Source organism: Sphingobium sp. VMM (assembly GCF_056790315.1).
In genome coordinates, this window is the sequence record NZ_JBXGSI010000002.1 from 373955 (window position 1) to 394437 (window position 20483).

Genomic DNA, 20483 nt, shown 5'->3' on the forward strand with positions numbered 1-20483 from the left:
CGGCCCTTATATGCTGGATCGACCGTCACGGCGTCGAGCGCCGCACAGACGGCGCCCATCCCTTTCATCATCGTCGCACCTGTTGCCCCGGACACAATGATTGCAGGCGCACAGCCTCTTGATCGACGAAGATGTGATACAGGTTATTTCATAAATCCGGATTAAGGGGCCTGTCAATCGGCACCGATCGCGCCGCGCAACAGTCCGGAAATGCAACGGGACTGGACCCTGACCACCCCTGAAGTTAAGAATGGTCCGCATTATCCTTAAGGAACGGACCGGTCTCTCTTGCTTGGCGGCGTGCATTTCGATCTCAACAGCCTGGTGATACTGGGCCTGTTGCTGCGCACGAAAAGCGTCACCCGCACGGCGCAGCAACTGGGCGTCAGCCAGCCGTCGGTCAGCCGGTCGCTGGCGCAGTTGCGCAGCCTGCTGGGCGATCCGCTGCTGGTGCGGACCGCCGGCGGCATGGAACTGACCCGGCGGGCGGAGGAACTGGCGCCCTCGCTCCAGGACTGGCTGGCGACGACCGCCGGCCTGCTGGAACCGCCCTGTTTCGATCCGGCGACGCTTGATCGCCGATTCCGCGTCGCATCGACCGATTTCGGCGTCGCCGCCGTGGTGGCGCCGACCCTGCCGCATATCGGCCGCGCGGCGCCGCTGGCGGCGATCGACATCGTGCCTTTGACCGGCGACATGGTGGCGCGGCTGACCGCAGGCGAGATCGACCTCATCATCAGCGGGCTCGATCCCGATCCGGCCCAGACCTATGAGCGCTTCCTGTTCACCGAAACGTTCAGCTGCGTCGTCGATCGCCATCACAAGCTGGCGGCGCATCCGACCGACCGATCCCTGTCGGTCGAGGATTTCCTGTCCTGCCCGCATATCAGCTTCGTCGTCAGCGACAGCGGCTTCGACCGGATCGAACTGCGCCTGGGCGATCTGGCGCCGCGCCGGCGGGTGATCGCCCGCCTGCCCTATTTCCAGGCGGCACCGCACATGATCCGGGGATCGGACGCGCTGATGACGCTGCCGACGCGCGCGGCCGAGGCAATCGCCCGGACCCATGACCTGGCCTGCCTGCCCGCGCCGGACCTGGTCGGCACCTTCGGCTATCGGCTGCTGTGGAACGAGCGGTCGCATCGCGACCCGGCCATCGCCTGGCTGTGCGACATGTTCGCCGACCATTGCGGCAGCGACGCAGCCCTGCCCCATAGCAAGGCCGCATAAGCCTTATCCGATATCGATATTTGGCGCCGCCCCGCGCTTCTGGCAACGGCCACTTGCAATTGACAATCGATCGCAAATGAACCCGCCATGATATTCGTTCCACCGATCGGGCCCGGCCCGCACCACTGATTTCCGGCACCCGTCCGGCCGGGTGGCTGGCGGGTGCCCGTCTATCCAGAACAGGGGATTTCCATGCCATCCATCCATTTGCTGCGGGCGACCGCGGCCCTTGTCGCGCTGACCAGCGCACAGCAGGCGCTGGCGGCCGAGGCCGACCAGGATTCCAACCAGATCGTCGTCACCGCCGCCGGCCGCGAACAGGAGGTCCGCGACGCGCCAGCCTCGATCAGCGTCATCACCCGCGAGACGCTGGACGCCATGCCCTATCGCGAAGTGACCGATGCGCTGATGGAAATCCCCGGCGTCACCGTCACGCCGGGCGAAGGCAATAGCCGCGACATCTCGATCCGCGGCATGGCGCCGCAATATACGCTGATCCTGGTCGACGGTAAGCGGCTGTCGTCGCGCGAATCCCGCACCAATGGCGGCAATGTCAGCGAAGGTGGCCTGCTGCCGCCGCTCGAAGCGATCGAGCGCATCGAGGTGGTGCGTGGCCCCATGTCCTCGCTCTACGGATCGGACGCGATGGGCGGCGTCGTCAACATCATCACCCGCCGGATCAGCGATCATTGGCGCGGCAGCGCACGCGTCAACGGCACGATGCAGCTGGCGGACAATTTCGGCAATTATACCGACGGCAATTTCTATCTGTCCGGCCCCGTCACCAACGGCATCGGCCTGCAATTGCAGGGATCGATGAACCGGCGCGAGGGCGACACGGAAATCGGCGGCACGCCCGAGCGGCATGATGACAGCCTGGCCGGCAAGCTGGGCTTCAACCTCAGCGCCAACCACCAGATCCTGCTGGAGGGCGGCTATTATCGGCAGAAGGTGATCGAGGTTGCCGGCGAGACGACCGAGACATCGGCGACCGCGCCGCTCGGCACCGAAACCACCCAGACCCAGAAGCGCAAGGTCGCATCGATCAGCCATAGCGGCCAGTGGGGCTTCGCCAGTTCCGAATCCTATCTGCAATATGAGGATGCCGAAGATGTCGAGGCGCAGAAGCGGATCAAGAACACGGTCGGCCAAAGCCTGTGGGTGATCCCGCTGCCGTCCAACACGCTGACCGTCGGCGGCTTTTATCGCTATGAGGATCTGTCGGACCTGACCGGCAACCTTTTGTCGGGATCGACCACCACCGGCACCACCCGCACCAGCTGGGCGCTGTTTGCCGAAAATGAGCTGAAGCTGCTCGACGGACTGGCGCTGACCGGCGGCATCCGCATGGACCATGACGAACAATATGGCGTCCACTGGACCCCGCGCGTCTATGCGGTGTGGAACATCACCCCGTCCCTGACGCTGAAGGGCGGTTATTCGCAGGGCTTCCGCGCGCCGAGCCTGCGCCAGACGATTCCCGACTGGGGCCAGACCAGCCGTGGCGGCACCATCTATGGCAATCCCGACCTAGAAGCCGAAACCTCCCGCACGATCGAGGCTGCCCTGCTCTTCTCGCGGAATGGCTTCAACGCCAGCGTCACTGCCTATGACACCCGCTTCAACGACAAGATCACGCGCGTGACCTGCGAAGTGGCGGGGGCCTGGTGCGTCGATGAACCGCTCAGCTCGATCGGCCGTCCTCCCACGACCTATGTCAATGTCGACAAAGCGCGGGTACGCGGCGTCGAAGTCTCGGTCGACGTGCCGCTGACCCACACGCTGCGGCTCAACGCCACCGGCACGCTGACGGATTCGGAACAGCTGAGCGGCGCCAATATCGGCGCGGCACTTAACGACACGCCCAAGCAGCAGGCCAGCGCCTCGCTCAACTGGCGCCCGGATAAGCGCTTCTCCGCCTTCGTGCGCGCCGTCTATCGCGGCGAGGAAGCCGTCACCGAGGCGCAGATCAGCGGCAATAATATCGTGTCGCCCGACTATACGGTGGTGGACATGGGCGCATCCTACAAGATCACGCCCGCCTTCACCGTCCATGCCGGGGTGCAGAACCTGCTCGACAAGCGGCTCAACTATGACACGGCGGGCTATCTGATCGACCCGGCCCGTGTCTGGATGGGCGTGGGCGTGCGCTTCTGATCCGACGTGCGATCGCCGGCCCGGCAGTGGCCGGGCCGGCGATCAGACCGCGACGCTGAAGCGCGTTTCGGCCGGACGCAGATAGGCATCGAAACAGGCGGCGATGGACCGGGCATAGGGCGCCGCGCCGGGTTGCAGCAGCAACTCGTCCCCCTCCCGCCGGAGCAGGCCGATCCGCTCGAACCGGTCGAGCAGCGCCGGTTCGGCAAGGTCGCCACAGGCCGCCCGACCGTCGCACAGCAGCCGTTCGATCAACGCGCCCCGCCGCTGGTCGTCGGCACTGCGCCGCACTCCACGGGCCGCGGGCAGCCGATGGTCCGACAGCGCTTCACGATAGGCGCCCGCATTCTTCTCATTCTGGACGATCAGGTCGGGAAACTGGCTGATCGCGCTCGCGCCCATGCCGATCAGCGCATCGCTGTCATCCTCGGTAAAGCCCTGAAAATTGCGGCGCAGCCTTCCGGCAGCGGCGGCCACCGCGAGCGGATCGTCGGGCAGCGCGAAATGATCGAAGCCGATCGCCTGATAGCCGGCCGCCGTCAGCATCGCATGGCCAAGCTTCGCCATCGCAAAGCGCTGTTCGACGCCCGGCAATTCGGTCGCGTCGATCCGCCGCTGGCGCGGCAGCAGGCGCGGCATGTGGGCATAGCCGAACAGCGCGATGCGCGAGGGAGACAGGCGAATGCTGTCCTCCAGCGTCTGCGCCAGATCCGCCTCGCTCTGCCCCGGCAGGCCATACATCAGGTCGAACCCCACCTGGATGCGCGCACGGGCCAACGCACCGACGGCCATCGCCACCGTCTCGGCCGGCTGCACCCGGCCGATCCGCTGCTGCACATGGGTGGCAAAGGTCTGCACCCCCAGATTGACGCGCGTCACCCCGACCTTGGCCATGGCGTCGATCCAGGCCCGGTCGATCCGGCGCGGGTCCAGTTCCACCGCCATCGCCGCCGCGCTGGCGTCGAAGCAGAGCAGCAACTGATGATTGAGCCGGACCCAGTCGATCAGCGGCAGAGAATTGGGACTGCCGCCGCCAAAGGCGACATGGGTGACGCGGCCACGCCCGCCCAGCCGCGCCGAAACCAGCGCCATTTCCCGCTCCAGCGCATCGACGTAGGCGGACAGGCGGCGGGGCCGGGTCGCCGCCCCGGTGTTGCACCCGCAATACCAGCAAATGTCATGGCAATAGGGGATATGGACATAGAGCGACAGGCGCGCGTCCGCCGACATCGCGTCCAGCCGCTGCGCCATGTCGGTCGCGCCGACATCCTCGCCGAACTGGGCAGCAGTGGGATAGCTGGTGTAGCGCGGCACCGGCGCGGCGAGCAGGTCGGGATGATAGCGGAACATGGCGCCCCGCCTGCCATGGCGCCCGATGCCGAACATTGCGCAGGATCAAATCGCCGATTGCGCCGCATCAAGGAAGGCCGCCCCGATCGGGAGCAGAGCGCCATCACTGACCCACGATCAGGGATGGAGAAAAGACATGCACTTGAAAAAGATGATGATTGTCGCCGCGATGGGCGCCATGGGCACGGCGCTGGCCGCCGCCCCGGCCCAAGCCAAGCAGGGCGACGTGCTGGTGCGCGTGCGCGGCATCATGGTCGCCCCCACCGAAAAGAGCGGCAGCATCCTGCCCGGCTTCCCCGGCGAGAAGGTGTCGGTGAACAACGGCATCGCGCCCGAAGTCGACGTCACCTACATGGCCACCGACCATATCGGCTTCGAACTGATCGCCGCGACCACCAAGCATAGCGCCAGCGGCCGCAGCGGCACCACCGGCGGGATCGGCAAGCTGGCCTCCACCTGGGTGCTGCCGCCGACGCTGACGATGCAATATCACCCGATCGTCGAAGGCCATGTCCGCCCCTATATCGGCGCCGGCGTCAACTATACGCTGTTCTACAACGAGGATGCGTCGAGCGGGCTGGAGGATGCGGTCGGCAAGACCAAGGTCCATATGTCCGATAGCTTCGGCTGGGCCGGCCAGGTCGGGGTCGACATCGACCTCAACGACAAGATCTTCCTCAACCTCGACGTCAAATATATCGACATCGACACCAAGGTGCGGCTGACCACCGCGGCGGCCGGCACCCAGAACGTCAAGGTATCGCTCGATCCCTTCGTGTTCGGCGTGGGCGTCGGCATGCGCTTCTGATCCTCCGGGGGGTGGACCAGAAGGAAGGGGCCGGAGCGGATCGCCGCTCCGGCCCCTTCATCATTTTACCAGCCATGCGATCAGAAACGCTTTTCCAGGATCAGCAGCGACGGCTCGTCATCGACGCTGCGGGCGACAAAGCCCTGTTCGCGCTCCAGTTCGATCGCGGCATGATTGGCGCGGCTCTCGATCGCCTGCAGCAGGCCGACACCCATTTCCTGCGCGCGGTCGGTGGCGTGGCGCAGCATGCTCCAGCCCACGCCCTTGCCGCGATGGTCGGCGCGCACCGAAATAGCGACTTCGGCGCGTGTCCGGTCGGGATCGGCGGCCAGGGTCGCGGCCGCCAGTATGGCGCCCTTCTCGTCGGTCGCCAGGAAGGTCTCGCAATTATCGGGGTCGCCATGGATCAGATCATGAATCTGCCCGGCGCTGACGCCCGGCGCGCTGCTGAGGAAGCGGAAGCGGCGATCATCATCGGATACGGCCGAAAAGAAATGGGCCAGCGCCTTGGCATCGCCATCCTGCGCCGGGCGCACCTGGACGCGAATGCCGGTGCGGGTTTCCAGAATATCCTTGTCGGTCATGAAGAAGGCATCCCTTGCTATGATCGTTGCCCCCCGAATGTGCCATTGGATCGGCGATCGAAATAGGGAAATTTGCGGATAGAGACGAGCCGAGCGGGCTACTAGTCAGGATGACGATCATGCGGCGCTGCATCGGCGCCCTCTTGTCGGGACATGTTCGATGAAGACCATCTTGCTGCACATCCGCGCGGACAACGGCATGGAAAGCCGCCTGCAGGCCGCGTTCGACCTGTCGCGCGCGACCGGCGCCCATATCAGTTGCCTGCAGATCGCGCCGCTGCCCGAACTGGTCGCCGCAGATCTTTATGGCAGCGGCTATCTGGTGCCCGAGGCGATCGATGCGGTGCGCCGCCGGGACGAGGAAATGCGGCTCGGATTGGAAGAGCGCCTGCGGCGCGAGGGCATGGCGTGGGACTGGCATTATCGCAGCGGCGACCTGGTCCAGGGCCTGCTGGAAACCGGTCGCCTGGCCGACGCGATGCTCGTTTCCCTGCCGCCGCCGGGCCGCCGGCAGGCCGATGATCCAGCGCCGATCGTCGCCGACCTGGCGGTCAACAGCCGCGCCCCGGTGCTGGCGATCCCGAGCATGGCCAAGGGCTTTCGCTGCACCGGCCGCGCGATGGTTGCCTGGGACGGATCGCATGAGGCGGCGTCGGCGCTGACCGCGAGCCGCACCCTGTTGCGGGTGGCGAGCGAAGTCCATGTCGTCACCGTGGACGAGCGGTCGAAGCGCGACTTCCCGCCGACCGACGCGGCCGAATATCTCTCGCGCCACGGCATTGCGGTCGAGATTCACGAATGGCCGCGCAAGGATCGCAGCGTGGAAGAAGCGCTGTCCCATGCCTGCCAGGAACTGTCGATCGACTGGATGGTGATGGGTGCCTTTGGCCACAGCCGGCTGCGGGAAACCATTTTTGGCGGCGTAACCCGCTATATTCTGGCCGAAACACGGGTTCCGCTCTTGCTGGCGCACTGATTTACGGTCAGTGATCGGACATGGCGTTCAACGATGGCGATCCGCAGGATAATGCGACCAGCCGGGAACAGGCTCTGCTGGGATCGATCCTGGCAACGGTGCCCGATGCGCTGATCGTGATCGACGCGACCGGGCATATCGTCTCGTTCAGCCCGGCCGCCCAGCGCATGTTCCAATATGCCGAGGCCGATGTGCTCGGCCGCAATGTCGCGATGCTGATGCCCTCGCCCGATCGCGAGCGCCATGATTCCTACCTGCAACATTATCATGACACCGGCGAAAAGCGGATCATCGGCATCGGCCGACTGACCACCGCGCGCCGGCGCGATGGCTCCACCTTTCCGATCGAGCTGGCGGTCGGCGAAGTGCAGGACCATGGCGAAAAGCTGTTCACCGGCTTCGTGCGGGACCTGACCGATCGGCAGAAGGCCGAGCGCCGCCTGCAGGATCTGCAGGCGGAACTCAGCCATGCCGCCCGCGTCACGGCGATGGGCACGCTGGCTGCGGCGCTGGCGCATGAACTGAACCAGCCGCTGACTGCGATCGCCAATTATATGGAGGCAGGCCGCGACCTGCTGCGCACCGATGCACCGGTCGACCGCGACTTGCTGGGCGAGGCGATGGACGAAGCCGCGCGCCAGGCGATGCGCGCGGGCCAGATCATCCGGTCGCTGCGGGAGTTCATCCGCCGAGGCGAAGCCGATCGCCAGGCCGAACCGGCCGCCACGCTGCTGGCCGAGGGGGTCGCGCTGGCCTTCATCGGCATCGACAGCCGGGGCATCGACATGGACATCGTCGTCGACCCGCGCGTCGGCCGGGTGATCGCCAACCGGGTGCAGGTGCAGCAGGTCATCATCAACCTGGTGCGCAACGCGGTCGAGGCGATGGACGGCCGCAATCGCCGCATCCTGCGCCTGTCGGCGGTGCCGGCCGAGGACGGACAGGTCGAACTCATCATCGCCGACAGTGGCCCCGGCCTCGATCCGGCGGTCGCGCGATCGCTCTTCACCCCGTTCAGCACGACGAAACCCGCCGGCATGGGCGTAGGCCTGTCGATCAGCCGCACCATCGTCGAGGGGCATGGCGGACGGATCTGGGCCGACGCCTCGCACTGGGGCGGCGTCGCCTTCCACTTCACTCTCGATTCTGCGGACCGCCTGCCATGAGCCTGCCCACCGACCAGCCCATCCATGTCGTCGATGATGACGAGGCGATCCGCCGGTCTCTCTCTTTCATGCTCAAGACCAGCGGCTTTTCGGTGCGGCTTTTCTCGGGCGGCACCGAATTCCTGAAGGAGGTCGGGACGCTGGAGGGCGGCTGCGTGCTGCTGGACGTGCGCATGCCCGACATTGACGGGCTGGAAGTGCAGCGCGAGTTGCGCGCGCGCGGCATGATGCTGCCGGTCATCATCATGACCGGCCATGGCGATGTCGGCATGGCGGTCGCCGCGATGAAGGCCGGGGCCACCGATTTCATCGAAAAGCCGTTCGAGAAGGCGGCATTGCTCGCCGCGATCGAAGCCGCCTGCGCGCAGGCAAGCGCCGACCAGGGCCGCAACAGCCAGCGCGAGACCGCCCGCGCCCGGCTCAACATCCTGACCGATCGGGAACGCGAAGTGCTCAAGGGCCTGGTCGACGGCCTGCCCAACAAGACGATCGCCTATGACCTGGGCATCAGCCCGCGCACAGTGGAGATTCATCGCGCCAACCTGATGCAGAAGCTGCAGGTCCACAGCCTGTCGGAAACGCTGCGCATCGCCTTCCAGGCGGGGGTCGAATAGGACAGAAAGTCCCATAGGGGATTTACGGATAGTGCCCGCCCCGCCGCCGCGCCAAGCAGCGGTCATGAACATGCATTTTGATCTCGCGCAAACCCTGCCCGGCGGCATGCCCGTTCCTGCCCCCTGCTCCGACGCCAGCTTCTGCCAGCGCTGCGAGGTGCGCGACCGCGCCATCTGCGCCACGCTGGAAGAGGATGAGCGCGGCGCGCTCAATCGCCTGGGCCGGCGCGTCACGATCGCGGCGGGGCAGACGGTGATGTGGGAAGGCGACGACGCCACCATCGTCGCCAATGTGATCGACGGCACGCTCAAATTGTCGGCCTCGACCGGTGACGGGCGCGAGCAGATTGTCGGCGTGGTCTATCCATCCGACTTCATCGGCCGCCCCTTCGGCCGCAGCACGCCGCACAGCGTCACGGCGCTCACCGACGCGCGCCTGTGCCTTTTCACCCGCGGCGCCTTTGACGGCTTTGCCCGCGAGCATCCCGAGCTGGAGCATCGGCTGCTGCAACGCACGCTCGACGATCTCGACCGGGCGCGCAGCTGGATGCTGCTGCTCGGCCGCAAGAATGCGCGCGAGAAGATCGCCACCTTCCTGCTCGACATGTCGCGCCGGCTGGCCCGCGAAGGCCAGCCCCCGCTCGACCGGTTCGACCTGCCGCTGTCGCGCCAGCAGATCGCCGACGTGCTGGGCCTGACGATCGAGACGGTGAGCCGGCAGCTGACCGACCTCAAGCGGATCGGCATCATCGCCCTGCCCGGCCGCCGCATGGTGGAAATCCGGGATCGCGCGGCGCTGCTGGACTGTAGCGAAGCGGCCTGACGTCGCCGCGCCGGGCATGTCCGGCCTATTTGCCCCGATCATCCTGCAATCGGGATCGCCCCTCTTCATCTTGCCGGCCGCTTGTTCTATGGCCGCAGGCCTGATTGCCGAGGGAATGCCATTTTGATCCTGGACCTTGTCGCCGCCGCTTCGAGCGCCATCCGCTTCGACCAGCTGGGGCTCAGCCCCGTCGCCCTGGACCTGGGCTTCTTCACGCTCAAATGGTATAGCCTGGCCTATCTGGCCGGCATCCTGATCGGCTACTGGTATCTGTTGAAGCTCATTGCCCAGCCCGGTTCGCCGATGGCCCGGCGCCATGCCGACGACATGATCTTCTATGCGACGCTGGGCATCATCATCGGCGGCCGGCTCGCCTATGTCTTCTTCTACCAGCCCGAAATCCTCCAGCATCCGCTGGACATCTTCAAGCTGTGGAATGGCGGCATGTCCTTCCATGGCGGCGCGGCGGGCGTGTCGCTCGGCATCCTCTACATGGCGCGCAAGGAGAAGCTGAGCTGGCTGCGCATCCATGACTATGTCGCCTGCGTCGTGCCTTTCGGCCTGTTCTTCGGCCGCCTCGCCAATTTCGTGAATGGCGAACTGTGGGGCAAGGAAACCGACGTGCCCTGGGCGATGATCTTCCCGACCGGCGGCCCCTTCGCCCGCCATCCGAGCCAGCTTTACGAAGCCTTTTTCGAAGGCATCATCCTGTTCTGCATCCTTGCCTTCGCCTTCTGGAAGACCAAGGCGCGCTACAAGCCGGGCATGCTGGTCGGCCTGTTCGTCTTCTTCTATGGCGTGTTCCGCTTCGGCGTCGAATATTTCCGCGAGGCTGATGCCCAGCTGATGGAATTTGCCGCTCGCACCGGCCTGCACATGGGCCAGTGGCTGTGCGTGCCGATGATCCTGGGCGGCCTCTACCTGATCGTCACCGCCAAGGGCCGGCGTGTGCGCGTCGAACCGATCGCGGGCAGCGCCAGTGTCAGCTGACGCCCTGCCCGGCGCGATGGGCCTGCCCGAGCGCCTGGCCCGCCAGATCGACGCCGGCGGGCCGATCTCCATCGCCCATTATATGGGCGAGGCGAACCAGCATTATTATGGCACGCGCGATCCGCTGGGGCTGGAGGGGGACTTCACCACCGCCCCGGAAATCAGCCAGATGTTCGGCGAACTGATCGGCCTGTGCCTGGCCGATGTCTGGCTGCGATCGGGCCGGCGCGCCGATCCGCTCTATGTCGAGCTGGGGCCGGGGCGCGGCACGCTGGCAGGCGATGCGCTGCGCGCGCTGGAGGGCGCCGACGTCACCTCGCGCATCCATTTCGTCGAGACCAGCCCGACCCTGCGCGAGCGGCAGCGCGCCCAGATTCCCCATGTCGTCCATCATGACAGCGTCGAAAGCCTGCCCGACCAGTCGCCGCTGCTGGTGGTCGCCAATGAATTTTTCGATGCCCTGCCCGTGCGGCAGATGATCCGCGTCGGCGACGAATGGCGTGAACGGGTGGTGATCCGGCGCGAGGAAGAAGGCCGCTTCATGGCGGTGCCGGGCTATCGCCGGATCGAATCGGGCCTGCCGCCGATCGCCGCGCAGGCGCCCGAGGGCGCGATCATCGAAGTGGCGCAGGCCGGTGCCACCGCGGGCTATGCCCTTGCCAGCCGGATCGCGCGCCAGGGCGGCGTCGCGATCATCATCGACTATGGTTATGAAGGCCCGGCCCTGGGCGACACGCTGCAGGCGGTGAAGAACCACCAGTTCACCGATCCCTTCACCGATCCGGGCGAGAGCGACCTTACCACCCATGTCGATTTCATGATGCTGGCCAATGTCGCGCGCCAGGCCGGGCTGCGCGTCCATGGCGCGGTGACGCAGGGCCATTTCCTGCAGCATCTGGGCATCGACGTGCGCGCTTCCGTGCTGGCCAAGGGCAGCCCGCAGCGCGCCGCCGAACTGGAGGCGCAGCGCCACCGCCTCACCGACGAAGCGGAGATGGGGACATTGTTCAAGGTGATGGCCTGGGTCCACCCCGACTGGGCCGACCCGGCAGGATTCGAGAAATAGCGGCCCCGTTGGCCGCTAGTGGTCCGATTCTGACATTCGATACCGCTTGAGGCGATGTCGCACACGAATGTCAGAATCTGTTCGGACCACTAGAAATATTTGTTTCTAGTGGATTTTACGATTTTGACATTTGCAAATCCAGCCCATCGACAAGGGATGCAAATGTCAAAATCAATCCACTAGATTTCAATCTTCCTGATGATAGCGGCTGAGGCGACGGATGAAGCCAATGAGGCCGGTCTGGCGGCTGCGCTTCATCCGTTCGGCGTGCAGGATGGTGCGCACGCGCTCGAAACATTCCTCGACGTCGACATTGCACAGCACATAGTCATAGCCGTCCCAGTGGGCGATCTCGCCCGCGGCGCGCGCCATGCGGCCCTCGATCACTTCATTGCTGTCGGTCGCGCGACCACGCAGACGCTTTTCCAGCTCCTCCATCGAGGGCGGCAGGATGAAGATGCGGACCACGTCGCCGCCGGCAATCTGATGCAGCTGCTGCGCGCCCTGCCAGTCGATGTCGAACAGCACATCCTTGCCGCTCTTGAGCATCGCCTCGACCGGCGCGCGCGGCGTGCCATAGCGCTGGCCGAAGACATGCGCCCATTCCAGGAACTCATGGTCGTTCGCCATGCGGCGAAACTCTTCCAGGTCGACGAAATGATAATCCTTGCCATCGACTTCGCCCGGCCGGATCGTCCGCGTCGTCGCCGACACCGACATCGACAGGTCCGGTTCGCAGGCCAGCAATTTGCGTGCAATCGTCGACTTGCCGGCGCCCGAGGGCGAGGACAGGACAAAGAGAACGCCGCGGCGCTTGAAATCGGGGGTGTCGGTGGGAATGTTGTCGGCCATGGCCGCTAGTGGCGTCGTGGACGGCATTTTGCAAGAGGTTGGGGGAGAAGAGGCTTGGCGCGATCGCGTAAAGGAATGAAACAGCGGGGCTTTATCCTCGCCCTGCTGATCGCGCTGGCGGCTGCCGCGATCCTCTATCTGATGGGCCGCCCGCCGATCTGCACCTGCGGCACGATCGCGCTATGGCATGGGCCGATCGACAGCGGTAACAGCCAGCATCTGTCCGACTGGTACAGCCTCAGCCACGTCATCCACGGCTTCCTCTTCTATGGCGCGACCCATTTTCTGATGCGACGCAGGCCGCTCGGCGTCCGCCTGTCGGTGGCGGTGGCGATCGAGGCGGTGTGGGAAATCCTCGAAAATTCACCGATCATCATCGACCGTTACCGCACGGCGACGATCGCACTCGGCTATTCAGGCGATTCCATCCTCAATTCGATGAGCGATATCGGCATGATGGCCCTGGGCTTCCTGTTCGCGTCGCGCGCGCCCGTCTGGCTGACAATCATCGTCGCGATCGGCTTTGAATTGCTGGCACTGGCGGTGATCCGCGACAATCTGACACTCAATGTCCTGATGCTCGCCTGGCCGATCGACGCGATCAAGGCCTGGCAGGGCGCGCTTTAGCCCGCCTTCTTGCGGGCGGCACGCGCCTCGTCGATCAGGATCGGCTTGGCGCTGGCGTCGGTCAGCAGCTTGGTCGCCATCTTGCGGTCCGCCTCGCGCTTGGCCTCATAGAGCTTGCCCGCCAGATAGGCGCCGGTAAGGACCATGGCGCCGACCGGATAGCGCATGATGAGGCGCTTGGCGCCGGCCCCGGCGATCAGGCCGATCACGCCCTTCTTGCCCGTGTCGGCGGCGACCCGTGCGGCCACCACCGTCGCGCCGAGCCGTGCCGCCTTGCGAAACAGGCTCGACTTGCGAACGCGCGTCGCGGTGGACGGAAGCTTTGCGGCGGTCGGGGCGGGCGTTTTCTTCATAGGGGATTAATGTATCGCACCCGCCCCGGTTCCGCCAGTTGATCTGGATCAGACCATATTTTCCGGCCGCACCAGCCGGTCGAAGGTCGGCTCATCGACCAGCCCCAGTTCGAGGCCCGCCTGCTTGAGCGTCAGCCCCTTCTTGTGCGCATGCTTGGCGATGGTCGCGGCATTGTCATAGCCGATCTCGGGCGCCAGCGCGGTCACCAGCATCAGCGAGCGTTCGACCAGTTCGGCGATCCGGCCCTCATTGGCCTGCATCCCTTCGACGCAGCGGTCGGCGAAGCTTTCCATGCCGACGCTGAGCAGATGGATCGAGCGCAGCACATTGGCGCCGATCAGCGGCATGAAGACATTGAGTTCGAAATGGCCCTGCATGCCGCCGACGGTCACCGCCTGATGATTGCCGATCACCTGCGCCGCCACCATGGTCAGCGATTCGCACTGGGTCGGGTTGACCTTGCCCGGCATGATCGAGCTGCCCGGCTCATTGGCGGGCAGGTCCAGCTCACCCAGGCCCGAGCGCGGGCCGGAGCCCAGGAAGCGGATGTCATTGGCGATCTTGGTCAGCGCCACCGCCAGCGTGTTGAGCGTGCCGGAGAAGAAGACGAGGCCATCCTTGGCGGCCAGCTGCTCGAACTTGTTGGGTGCGCTTTCAAACGGGGTGCCGGCAATGTCGCTGATCGCCGCCGTCATGTCGTCCGCCCAGCCATCGGGTGCGTTGAGACCGGTGCCGACCGCCGTGCCGCCGATCGCCAGCTTGCGGATATTGCCGTTCAATGCCCCCTCGATCCGCGCCTTGCTGCTGACCAGCTGCGCGGCATAGCCGGAAAATTCCTGGCCCAGCGTCAGCGGCGTCGCATCCTGCGTATGGGTGCGGCCGATCTTGACGATATGACCCCAGCCTTCTGCCTTGGCGGTCAGTACGCCGGTCAGCTTCTCCAGCGCCGGGATCAGCTTGTCGCGGGTCGCCAGCACGGTCGCGACATGGAGCGCGGTCGGGAAGCTGTCGTTCGACGATTGGCTCATGTTCACATGGTCGTTGGGATGGACCGGGCTCTTGCCGCCGCGCGTGCCGGCCAGCTGCTCATTGGCATAGCCGGCAATCACCTCATTGACGTTCATGTTGGTCTGGGTGCCGCTGCCCGTCTGCCAGATGACGAGCGGGAACTGGTCGTCGAGCGCGCCGGAGACGATCTGCTGCGCGGCATTCTCGATGCCCGCGACGATCGTCGCGTCTAGGCCATGTTTCGCATTCACCCGCGCCGCCGCCTGCTTCACGATCGCCTGCGCATGGACGATGCCGATCGGCATCCGCTCGGTCGCGCCGAAGGGGAAATTCTCGATGCTGCGCTGGGTCTGGGCGCCCCAATAGGCGTCGGCCGGCACCTCGATGGCGCCAATGCTGTCGGTTTCGGTGCGGGTAGCGGACATTCAGAACTCCCAGTTAAGAATCAATCGCAAAACTGGTTCCGATGTAGGGCCGGGGCGGGAAATTCCAAGGCGAAACTTGCGAATATCGCATATCCCTATGGCCCATCCGCACGGCGGGCCACAGGCCGTCATGCAGAGGCAGGATCTGCGCCTTTACCGGGGTTTACCGCAATTGATCGGCGCACGCGGCCCGATATCCTGCCCGGCATCCAGGAGGAAAACCGCATGTCCGATCGCCCCGTCCTTGCCCTCCTCCTCTGCCTTGCCGCCACGACGGCTCCGGTCCACGCAGCAGAAGAAGAAAAATCGTCCGACGACCCCACCAAGATCGCGACCAAGGTCGGCATCACCCGCGCCTCCGACGAATTTTCGCTGTCCGGATCGGTCGCGGTCGGCCCCAAGTTGAAATTCAATGCCCGCGTGTCGGAATCGGGCCTCTGGTCGGTCGGCGCATCCTATCTGCTCCCGGTCGCGATCCTGACCTTCTCGGCCGGCAAGAGTCATTTCGATTCGGGCGTGGAACAGACGCGCTATTCGCTCGGCGGCTTCGTGCCCCTGTCGCAAATCGGGCTGAAGACCGGCAAATTGCAGATATTCGTGCCCTTCGGCTATACCTATACCAATGGGCATGGCCCGGTCAGCGATATCGACCAGAGCGATGGCCTGCCGATCGCGCTCAGCAGCAACAGCGGCTATGTCGGGCTGTTCCTGTTGCGGCCGCTGGGACCGAAGCTGACCGCGATGGCGGGCGGCAATGTGACCAAGGGCACCCATGATTTTTCGGGCGTGGCGCTGGGTGGTGGCCTGTCCTACCATCTTACGCGTCGCGACACGGTCGGCGCCAATATCAGCTATGTCGACAATAGTTTCGGGACGAGCCAGAAGCTGCGCTTCTCCTATCGCCACGAATTTTGAGCCTGCGGCCGATGCCGGCCGCCGGGCTCACTTCTTCTTGCCGAAATCCACCGTGACGACGTTGGAGCCATCCTCGGTCGTGACCAGCGGCGCGTCATTTTCGGCCACGTCATGGGGTTCGGGCTCTTCGTCGGCCTGAACCTGGAACTGCAGCGCGAAATTGACGGCGGGATCGACGAAGGCGGTGATCGCGCTGAAGGGAATGACCAGATGCGCCGCGACCTGGTTGAAGGTCAGGCTGACCTCGAAATGGCGGTCGCTGACCTTGAGATCCCAGAACTTGTTCTGGAGGACGATGGTCATCTCGTCCGGGAAACGTTCCGATAGATGCTTGGGGATATCCACCCCGGCGGCATGCGTCTTGAACGTGATGTAGAAATGATGCGCGCCCGGCAGGCCGCCGGTCTGCTGCACTTCGCCCAGCACGCGGCCGACGACCGCGCGCAGGGCCTCCTGCACGATTTCGTCATAGGGAATCAGGCTGTCGGGCAGGTCTTCACTCATGGGGCATATGTCCTAACGACGCGAAAGCGGCGGTCAACCCCCGCCCGAGAGGTACATCATCAGATTGCATGGCGCGCGCGACGCGCTATAGGGCGCGCATGCGCACGGCCGAGATTCACCGCAACACTGCGGAAACGCAGATCGACGTGACCGTCAACCTCGACGGCACCGGTCTTTACACCGTCTCCACCGGGATCGGTTTCCTCGACCATATGATCGAGCAGCTGTCGCGTCACTCGCTGATCGACATGACCGTCAAGACCGTCGGCGACCTGCATGTCGACCAGCATCATACCACCGAGGATACGGCGATCGCAATCGGCGAGGCGCTGGCCAAGGCGCTGGGCGACAAGCGCGGCATCAGCCGGTACGGCAGCGTCTATTCGCCAATGGACGAAACGCTGAGCCGCGTCGCGCTCGACATTTCCGGTCGCCCCTGGCTGGTGTGCAAGCTGCCCTTCACCGTCACCAAGGTCGGCGAATGGGACACGGAGATGGTGGAGCATTTCTTCCACAGCCTGGCCCAGGCCGCCGGCATCACGCTGCACATCGAGCTGCTCTATGGCAGCAACAATCATCATATCGTCGAAAGCGCGTTCAAGGGCCTGGCCCGCGCGCTGCGCCAGGCGGTGGAGATCGACCCGCGCAAGGCCGACGCCATCCCCTCGACCAAGGGCATGCTCTAAGCATCATTTCCATAGAAAGGCCGACCCCATGTTCATCATTTCGCTGACCTATACGGCGCCGATCGATGTGCTGGACGGCCATCTGGCCGATCATCGGGCCTGGCTGGACCAGGGCATTGCCGATGGCTGGCTGCTGCTCGCCGGCCGGCGCGAACCGCGCACCGGCGGCATTTTGCTGGCGCGCGGCGAACGTGACGAGATCGCGGCGAAGGCCGCGACCGATCCCTTCGTCGTCAACGGCGCGGCATCGTTCGACCTGATCGAGTTCCTCCCGGCGCGTGCCGCCAGCGTCAATCTGGACACGCTGCTGCCATGATCATTGCCTTGATCGACTATGGCGCGGGCAATCTCCATTCGGTCCACAATGCCCTGCGCAAGGCGGGCGCCGATGATGTGACCATCACCGCCGATGCCGATGTCGTGGCGAAGGCCGACCGCATCGTCCTGCCCGGCGTCGGCGCCTTCCGCGCCTGCCGCGATGCCTTGGTCGCGATCCCCGGCATGGTCGACGCGATGAACGAGGCGGTGAACCAGCGCGGCATCCCCTTTCTGGGCGTCTGCGTCGGCATGCAGTTGCTCGCCGACGCCGGCGAGGAGTTCGGCCGGCATGAGGGGCTGGGCTGGATTCCCGGCACGGTGCGCCTGATCGAACCGACCGATGCCTCGATCAAGGTGCCGCATATGGGCTGGAACGATGTGGTGCTGAACGGCGAGCCGCCGCTGATCGAGGCCGGCGAGGCCTATTTTCTGCACAGCTATCATTTTGAGGCCGTAAATCCGGCCCATGTCGCCGCCGTCACCGACCATGGCGGGCCGCTGGTCGCCGCCGTCGCGCGCGACACCATCATCGGCTGCCAGTTCCACCCGGAAAAGAGCCAGCGCTACGGCCTGTCCTTCCTCGCGCGCTTTCTGGACTGGAAGCCGTGATACCGCCCCTACCCCCGTTCGGTTCGAGCCTGTCGAGAACCGTTGCGCGTGGGTTCTCGACAAGCTCGAACCGAACGGAAATCGGATAATGTCCCTGATCGTCTTCCCCGCCATCGACCTCAAAGGCGGCCAGGTCGTCCGCCTGGCCGAGGGCGACATGGACCGTGCCACCGTCTATGGCGACGATCCCGCCGCGCAGGCGCTGATCTTTGCCGCGGCCGGCGCCCAGCATATCCATGTCGTCGATCTGGATGGCAGCTTTGCCGGTCATGCGGTCAATGCCGAAGCGGTCGAACGCATCGTCGAGGCCTTTCCCGGCCATGTCCAGCTCGGCGGCGGCATCCGCAACCGGGAATCGGTCGAACGCTGGTTTGACCTGGGCGTATCGCGCATCGTGATCGGCACCGCTGCGCTGAAAGACCCCGCCTTCGTCAAGGCGGCCGCGCGCGACTTCCCCGGCGGCATCGTCGTCGCGGTCGATGCGCGCGACGGCTTCGTCGCCACCGACGGCTGGGCGGAAAAGAGCGACATGCCGGTGATCGACCTCGCCCGCCGGTTCGAGGATGCGGGCGTCGCCAGCCTGCTCTTCACCGATGTCGGCCGCGACGGCCTGCTCAAGGGCGTGAATATCGATGCGACCGTCGATCTCGCGCGCGCCACCGACATGCCGGTGATCGCCAGCGGCGGCGTGGCGGGGATCGCGGATATCCGCGTCCTCAGCCTCCATGCCGATGACGGGATCGAAGGCGTCATCACCGGCCGCGCCATCTATGACGGCCGCCTCGACCTCAAGACCGCGCTAGCGGTCGCGCAGGCGGCGGCCTGACCCCCTCCCCACCGGATCTGGGAGCCTGTTTCAATGACCGTCCGCACCCGCGTCATTCCCTGCCTCGACGTTGCCAATGGCCGCGTGGTGAAGGGCGTCAATTTCGTCGACCTCAAGGATGCCGGCGATCCGGTGGAGCAGGCCAAGCTCTACGACGCGGCCGGCGCCGACGAACTCTGCTTCCTCGACATCACCGCGACTCATGAGGCACGCGGCACCATATTGGACGTGGTGCGCCGCACCGCGGAAGTCTGCTTCATGCCCGTCACCGTCGGCGGCGGCGTGCGCAGCGCGGAGGACGCCCGCGCCCTGCTGCTGGCGGGCGCGGACAAGGTGGCGGTCAACAGCGCCGCCGTCGCCCGCCCCGAACTGGTGGCCGACATCGCCGATCGCTTCGGCGCGCAGTGCATCGTCGGCTCGGTCGATGCCCGCAAGGTGGGCGAGGGGCGCTGGGAAATCTTCACCCATGGCGGCCGCAAGCCGACCGGCATCGACGCGCTGGAACATGCACTGCGCCTGGCGGAGCTTGGCGCAGGCGAACTGCTCGTCACCTCGATGGATGGCGATGGCACCAAGCAGGGCTATGACCTGGCGCTGACCCGCATGATCGCCGATGCCGTGTCGATCCCGGTGATCGCCAGCGGCGGCGTCGGCACGCTCGACCATCTGGTCGCGGGCGTGGTCGAAGGCCATGCCAGCGCGGTGCTGGCCGCTTCGATATTTCACTTCGGTCAACATACTATTGCTGAAGCGCATCAGGCGCTGGCCCGCGCCGGCATCCCCGTTCGGGGCCATTAAAGCGCAGAAAAGCGCCAAAATGTCGGGTTAATTGACATTAACCATATGGGGCTTTTGGCGGCCATCGGTCGCCAACCGCAGAAAAACGTCACTTGGCAAAATTGGCACGGTTACTGCGTAGACAGGGCGCAGGGTCGTTTCGAAGCGATTTGTCCATTTTGAAACAGGGTGACTTTTATGCAGATCAGCAAACTTCTTCTCGTAGCGGGTTCGGCCAGCCTGATGGGCCTCGCCATCCCCGCCCCGGCCAACGCCACCTTCTGCTGGTTCAAGTGCGGCGGCTCCAGCGGCGGCGGCACCTCGTCGGGCGGCAGCAGCGGTGGCACGCCGACCCCGGTGCCTGAACCCGAACAGATGGCGCTGTTCGGCATGGGCGCCGCCGTTCTGGCCGGCCGCGTCTTCTTCGCGCGCCGCAAGCAGAAGTAAAATTCATTTGACGGGTCGCGCGCGGGACGCTTGATGCAGCCCATGCGCGCGACCCTTCAAACCCTCGAACAGACCATCGCCGAGCGACGGAAGGCCGATCCATCGGCATCCTATGTGGCGAAGCTGACCGCCCGCGGCCGGGGCAAGATCGCCCAGAAGGTCGGCGAGGAAGCGGTCGAGGCGGTGATCGCCGCCATGGCCGATAATCGGGCCGAATTGGTCGGCGAAAGCGCGGACCTCCTCTTCCACCTGCTGGTGCTGCTGGCCGATTGCGGCATTCCCTTCGACGATGTGCTCGACGAACTGGACCGGCGCGAAGGCCTGTCGGGCCTGGTCGAAAAGGCCGCCCGTCCAAAGGATTGATCCGCTCC

The 20483-nt window shown here is 65.3% G+C and carries 24 protein-coding genes; 18 read left to right on the forward strand and 6 right to left on the reverse strand.

Annotated elements, in window-relative coordinates; genetic code table 11:
* The first annotated feature begins 288 nt into the window (after nt 1-288).
* The gene (locus ACUCV3_RS04185; protein WP_048937435.1) at nt 289-1230 is read left to right on the forward strand and encodes a LysR family transcriptional regulator; all 942 of its coding nucleotides are present in this window, start codon (nt 289-291) and stop codon (nt 1228-1230) included.
* A gap of 192 nt (nt 1231-1422) precedes the next feature.
* Entirely contained in the window at nt 1423-3387 is a 1965-nt protein-coding gene (locus tag ACUCV3_RS04190) for a TonB-dependent receptor domain-containing protein (protein ID WP_122928358.1), read from the forward strand.
* A gap of 42 nt (nt 3388-3429) precedes the next feature.
* Here the strand turns inward: ACUCV3_RS04190 and hemN are convergent, their stop codons facing one another.
* The gene (hemN, locus tag ACUCV3_RS04195) at nt 3430-4737 is read right to left on the reverse strand and encodes an oxygen-independent coproporphyrinogen III oxidase (RefSeq protein ID WP_048937458.1); all 1308 of its coding nucleotides are present in this window, start codon (nt 4735-4737) and stop codon (nt 3430-3432) included.
* Nucleotides 4738-4873: 136 nt separating this feature from the next.
* Between hemN and ACUCV3_RS04200 the strand changes: the two genes are divergently transcribed.
* Complete coding sequence (locus tag ACUCV3_RS04200; RefSeq protein ID WP_004208552.1) at nt 4874-5545, forward strand: OmpW/AlkL family protein; 672 nt, start codon at nt 4874-4876, stop codon at nt 5543-5545.
* 80 nt (nt 5546-5625) lie between these two features.
* On the opposite strand, the gene ACUCV3_RS04205 is transcribed toward ACUCV3_RS04200, so the two are convergent.
* Nucleotides 5626-6129, reverse strand: coding sequence for a GNAT family N-acetyltransferase (locus ACUCV3_RS04205; RefSeq protein ID WP_010339656.1), 504 nt, complete (start codon nt 6127-6129; stop codon nt 5626-5628).
* A 160-nt stretch (nt 6130-6289) separates the two neighbouring features.
* Here ACUCV3_RS04205 and ACUCV3_RS04210 point away from each other — a divergent pair, with 160 nt between their 5' ends.
* From ACUCV3_RS04210 to ACUCV3_RS04235, 6 genes are all read left to right on the forward strand, one after another.
* On the forward strand, nt 6290-7105 hold the full coding sequence (locus ACUCV3_RS04210; protein ID WP_048937437.1) for a universal stress protein: 816 nt from the start codon (nt 6290-6292) through the stop codon (nt 7103-7105).
* A gap of 20 nt (nt 7106-7125) precedes the next feature.
* Nucleotides 7126-8271: a sensor histidine kinase gene (locus ACUCV3_RS04215; RefSeq protein WP_004208555.1), complete on the forward strand. Its 1146-nt coding sequence runs from the start codon at nt 7126-7128 to the stop codon at nt 8269-8271.
* The gene (fixJ, locus tag ACUCV3_RS04220; protein ID WP_048937438.1) at nt 8268-8885 is read left to right on the forward strand and encodes a response regulator FixJ; all 618 of its coding nucleotides are present in this window, start codon (nt 8268-8270) and stop codon (nt 8883-8885) included. Before ACUCV3_RS04215 ends, fixJ begins: the two co-directional genes overlap by 4 nt.
* A 64-nt stretch (nt 8886-8949) precedes the next feature.
* On the forward strand, nt 8950-9708 hold the full coding sequence (locus tag ACUCV3_RS04225) for a Crp/Fnr family transcriptional regulator (RefSeq protein ID WP_010339652.1): 759 nt from the start codon (nt 8950-8952) through the stop codon (nt 9706-9708).
* A 123-nt stretch (nt 9709-9831) separates the two neighbouring features.
* The gene (gene lgt / locus ACUCV3_RS04230) at nt 9832-10698 is read left to right on the forward strand and encodes a prolipoprotein diacylglyceryl transferase (protein ID WP_004208558.1); all 867 of its coding nucleotides are present in this window, start codon (nt 9832-9834) and stop codon (nt 10696-10698) included.
* Complete coding sequence (locus tag ACUCV3_RS04235) at nt 10688-11764, forward strand: class I SAM-dependent methyltransferase (RefSeq protein WP_048937439.1); 1077 nt, start codon at nt 10688-10690, stop codon at nt 11762-11764. Before lgt ends, ACUCV3_RS04235 begins: the two co-directional genes overlap by 11 nt.
* Before the next feature lie 186 nt (nt 11765-11950).
* Here ACUCV3_RS04235 and gmk read toward each other — a convergent pair whose 3' ends face one another.
* Complete coding sequence (gmk, locus tag ACUCV3_RS04240; RefSeq protein ID WP_004208560.1) at nt 11951-12616, reverse strand: guanylate kinase; 666 nt, start codon at nt 12614-12616, stop codon at nt 11951-11953.
* 75 nt (nt 12617-12691) lie between these two features.
* Between gmk and ACUCV3_RS04245 the strand changes: the two genes are divergently transcribed.
* On the forward strand, nt 12692-13243 hold the full coding sequence (locus tag ACUCV3_RS04245) for a DUF2585 domain-containing protein (protein ID WP_048937440.1): 552 nt from the start codon (nt 12692-12694) through the stop codon (nt 13241-13243).
* Here ACUCV3_RS04245 and ACUCV3_RS04250 read toward each other — a convergent pair.
* Nucleotides 13240-13596, reverse strand: a complete 357-nt coding sequence (locus ACUCV3_RS04250) for a hypothetical protein (RefSeq protein WP_004208562.1) — start codon at nt 13594-13596, stop codon at nt 13240-13242. The genes ACUCV3_RS04245 and ACUCV3_RS04250 overlap by 4 nt on opposite strands.
* 48 nt (nt 13597-13644) lie before the next feature.
* The gene (gene fumC, locus ACUCV3_RS04255) at nt 13645-15030 is read right to left on the reverse strand and encodes a class II fumarate hydratase (RefSeq protein ID WP_482240393.1); all 1386 of its coding nucleotides are present in this window, start codon (nt 15028-15030) and stop codon (nt 13645-13647) included.
* A 225-nt stretch (nt 15031-15255) separates the two neighbouring features.
* On the opposite strand from fumC, the gene ACUCV3_RS04260 reads away from it, so the two are divergent.
* A complete protein-coding gene (locus ACUCV3_RS04260) occupies nt 15256-15945 on the forward strand; it encodes a hypothetical protein (RefSeq protein ID WP_010339648.1) in 690 nt (229 codons plus the stop codon).
* 27 nt (nt 15946-15972) lie between these two features.
* Here the strand turns inward: ACUCV3_RS04260 and ACUCV3_RS04265 are convergent, their stop codons facing one another.
* Nucleotides 15973-16449 (reverse strand): SspB family protein, encoded by a 477-nt coding sequence (locus ACUCV3_RS04265; RefSeq protein ID WP_004208566.1) that lies wholly within the window; start codon nt 16447-16449, stop codon nt 15973-15975.
* A gap of 98 nt (nt 16450-16547) precedes the next feature.
* On the opposite strand from ACUCV3_RS04265, the gene hisB reads away from it, so the two are divergent.
* The 7 genes from hisB (at nt 16548) to ACUCV3_RS04300 (ending at nt 20475) form a co-directional block, all read left to right on the forward strand.
* The gene (gene hisB / locus ACUCV3_RS04270) at nt 16548-17135 is read left to right on the forward strand and encodes an imidazoleglycerol-phosphate dehydratase HisB (RefSeq protein ID WP_007710360.1); all 588 of its coding nucleotides are present in this window, start codon (nt 16548-16550) and stop codon (nt 17133-17135) included.
* A 28-nt stretch (nt 17136-17163) separates the two neighbouring features.
* Nucleotides 17164-17451, forward strand: a complete 288-nt coding sequence (locus ACUCV3_RS04275; RefSeq protein ID WP_004208568.1) for a YciI family protein — start codon at nt 17164-17166, stop codon at nt 17449-17451.
* A complete protein-coding gene (hisH, locus tag ACUCV3_RS04280; protein WP_010339647.1) occupies nt 17448-18062 on the forward strand; it encodes an imidazole glycerol phosphate synthase subunit HisH in 615 nt (204 codons plus the stop codon). Before ACUCV3_RS04275 ends, hisH begins: the two co-directional genes overlap by 4 nt.
* A gap of 88 nt (nt 18063-18150) precedes the next feature.
* Complete coding sequence (hisA, locus tag ACUCV3_RS04285) at nt 18151-18888, forward strand: 1-(5-phosphoribosyl)-5-[(5-phosphoribosylamino)methylideneamino]imidazole-4-carboxamide isomerase (protein ID WP_004208570.1); 738 nt, start codon at nt 18151-18153, stop codon at nt 18886-18888.
* A 33-nt stretch (nt 18889-18921) separates the two neighbouring features.
* Nucleotides 18922-19686, forward strand: a complete 765-nt coding sequence (hisF, locus tag ACUCV3_RS04290; protein ID WP_010339646.1) for an imidazole glycerol phosphate synthase subunit HisF — start codon at nt 18922-18924, stop codon at nt 19684-19686.
* Between the two features lie 177 nt (nt 19687-19863).
* A complete protein-coding gene (locus tag ACUCV3_RS04295) occupies nt 19864-20112 on the forward strand; it encodes a PEP-CTERM sorting domain-containing protein (RefSeq protein WP_004208572.1) in 249 nt (82 codons plus the stop codon).
* A 42-nt stretch (nt 20113-20154) separates the two neighbouring features.
* Nucleotides 20155-20475, forward strand: coding sequence for a phosphoribosyl-ATP diphosphatase (locus ACUCV3_RS04300; RefSeq protein WP_029548007.1), 321 nt, complete (start codon nt 20155-20157; stop codon nt 20473-20475).
* Nucleotides 20476-20483 lie beyond the last annotated feature (8 nt).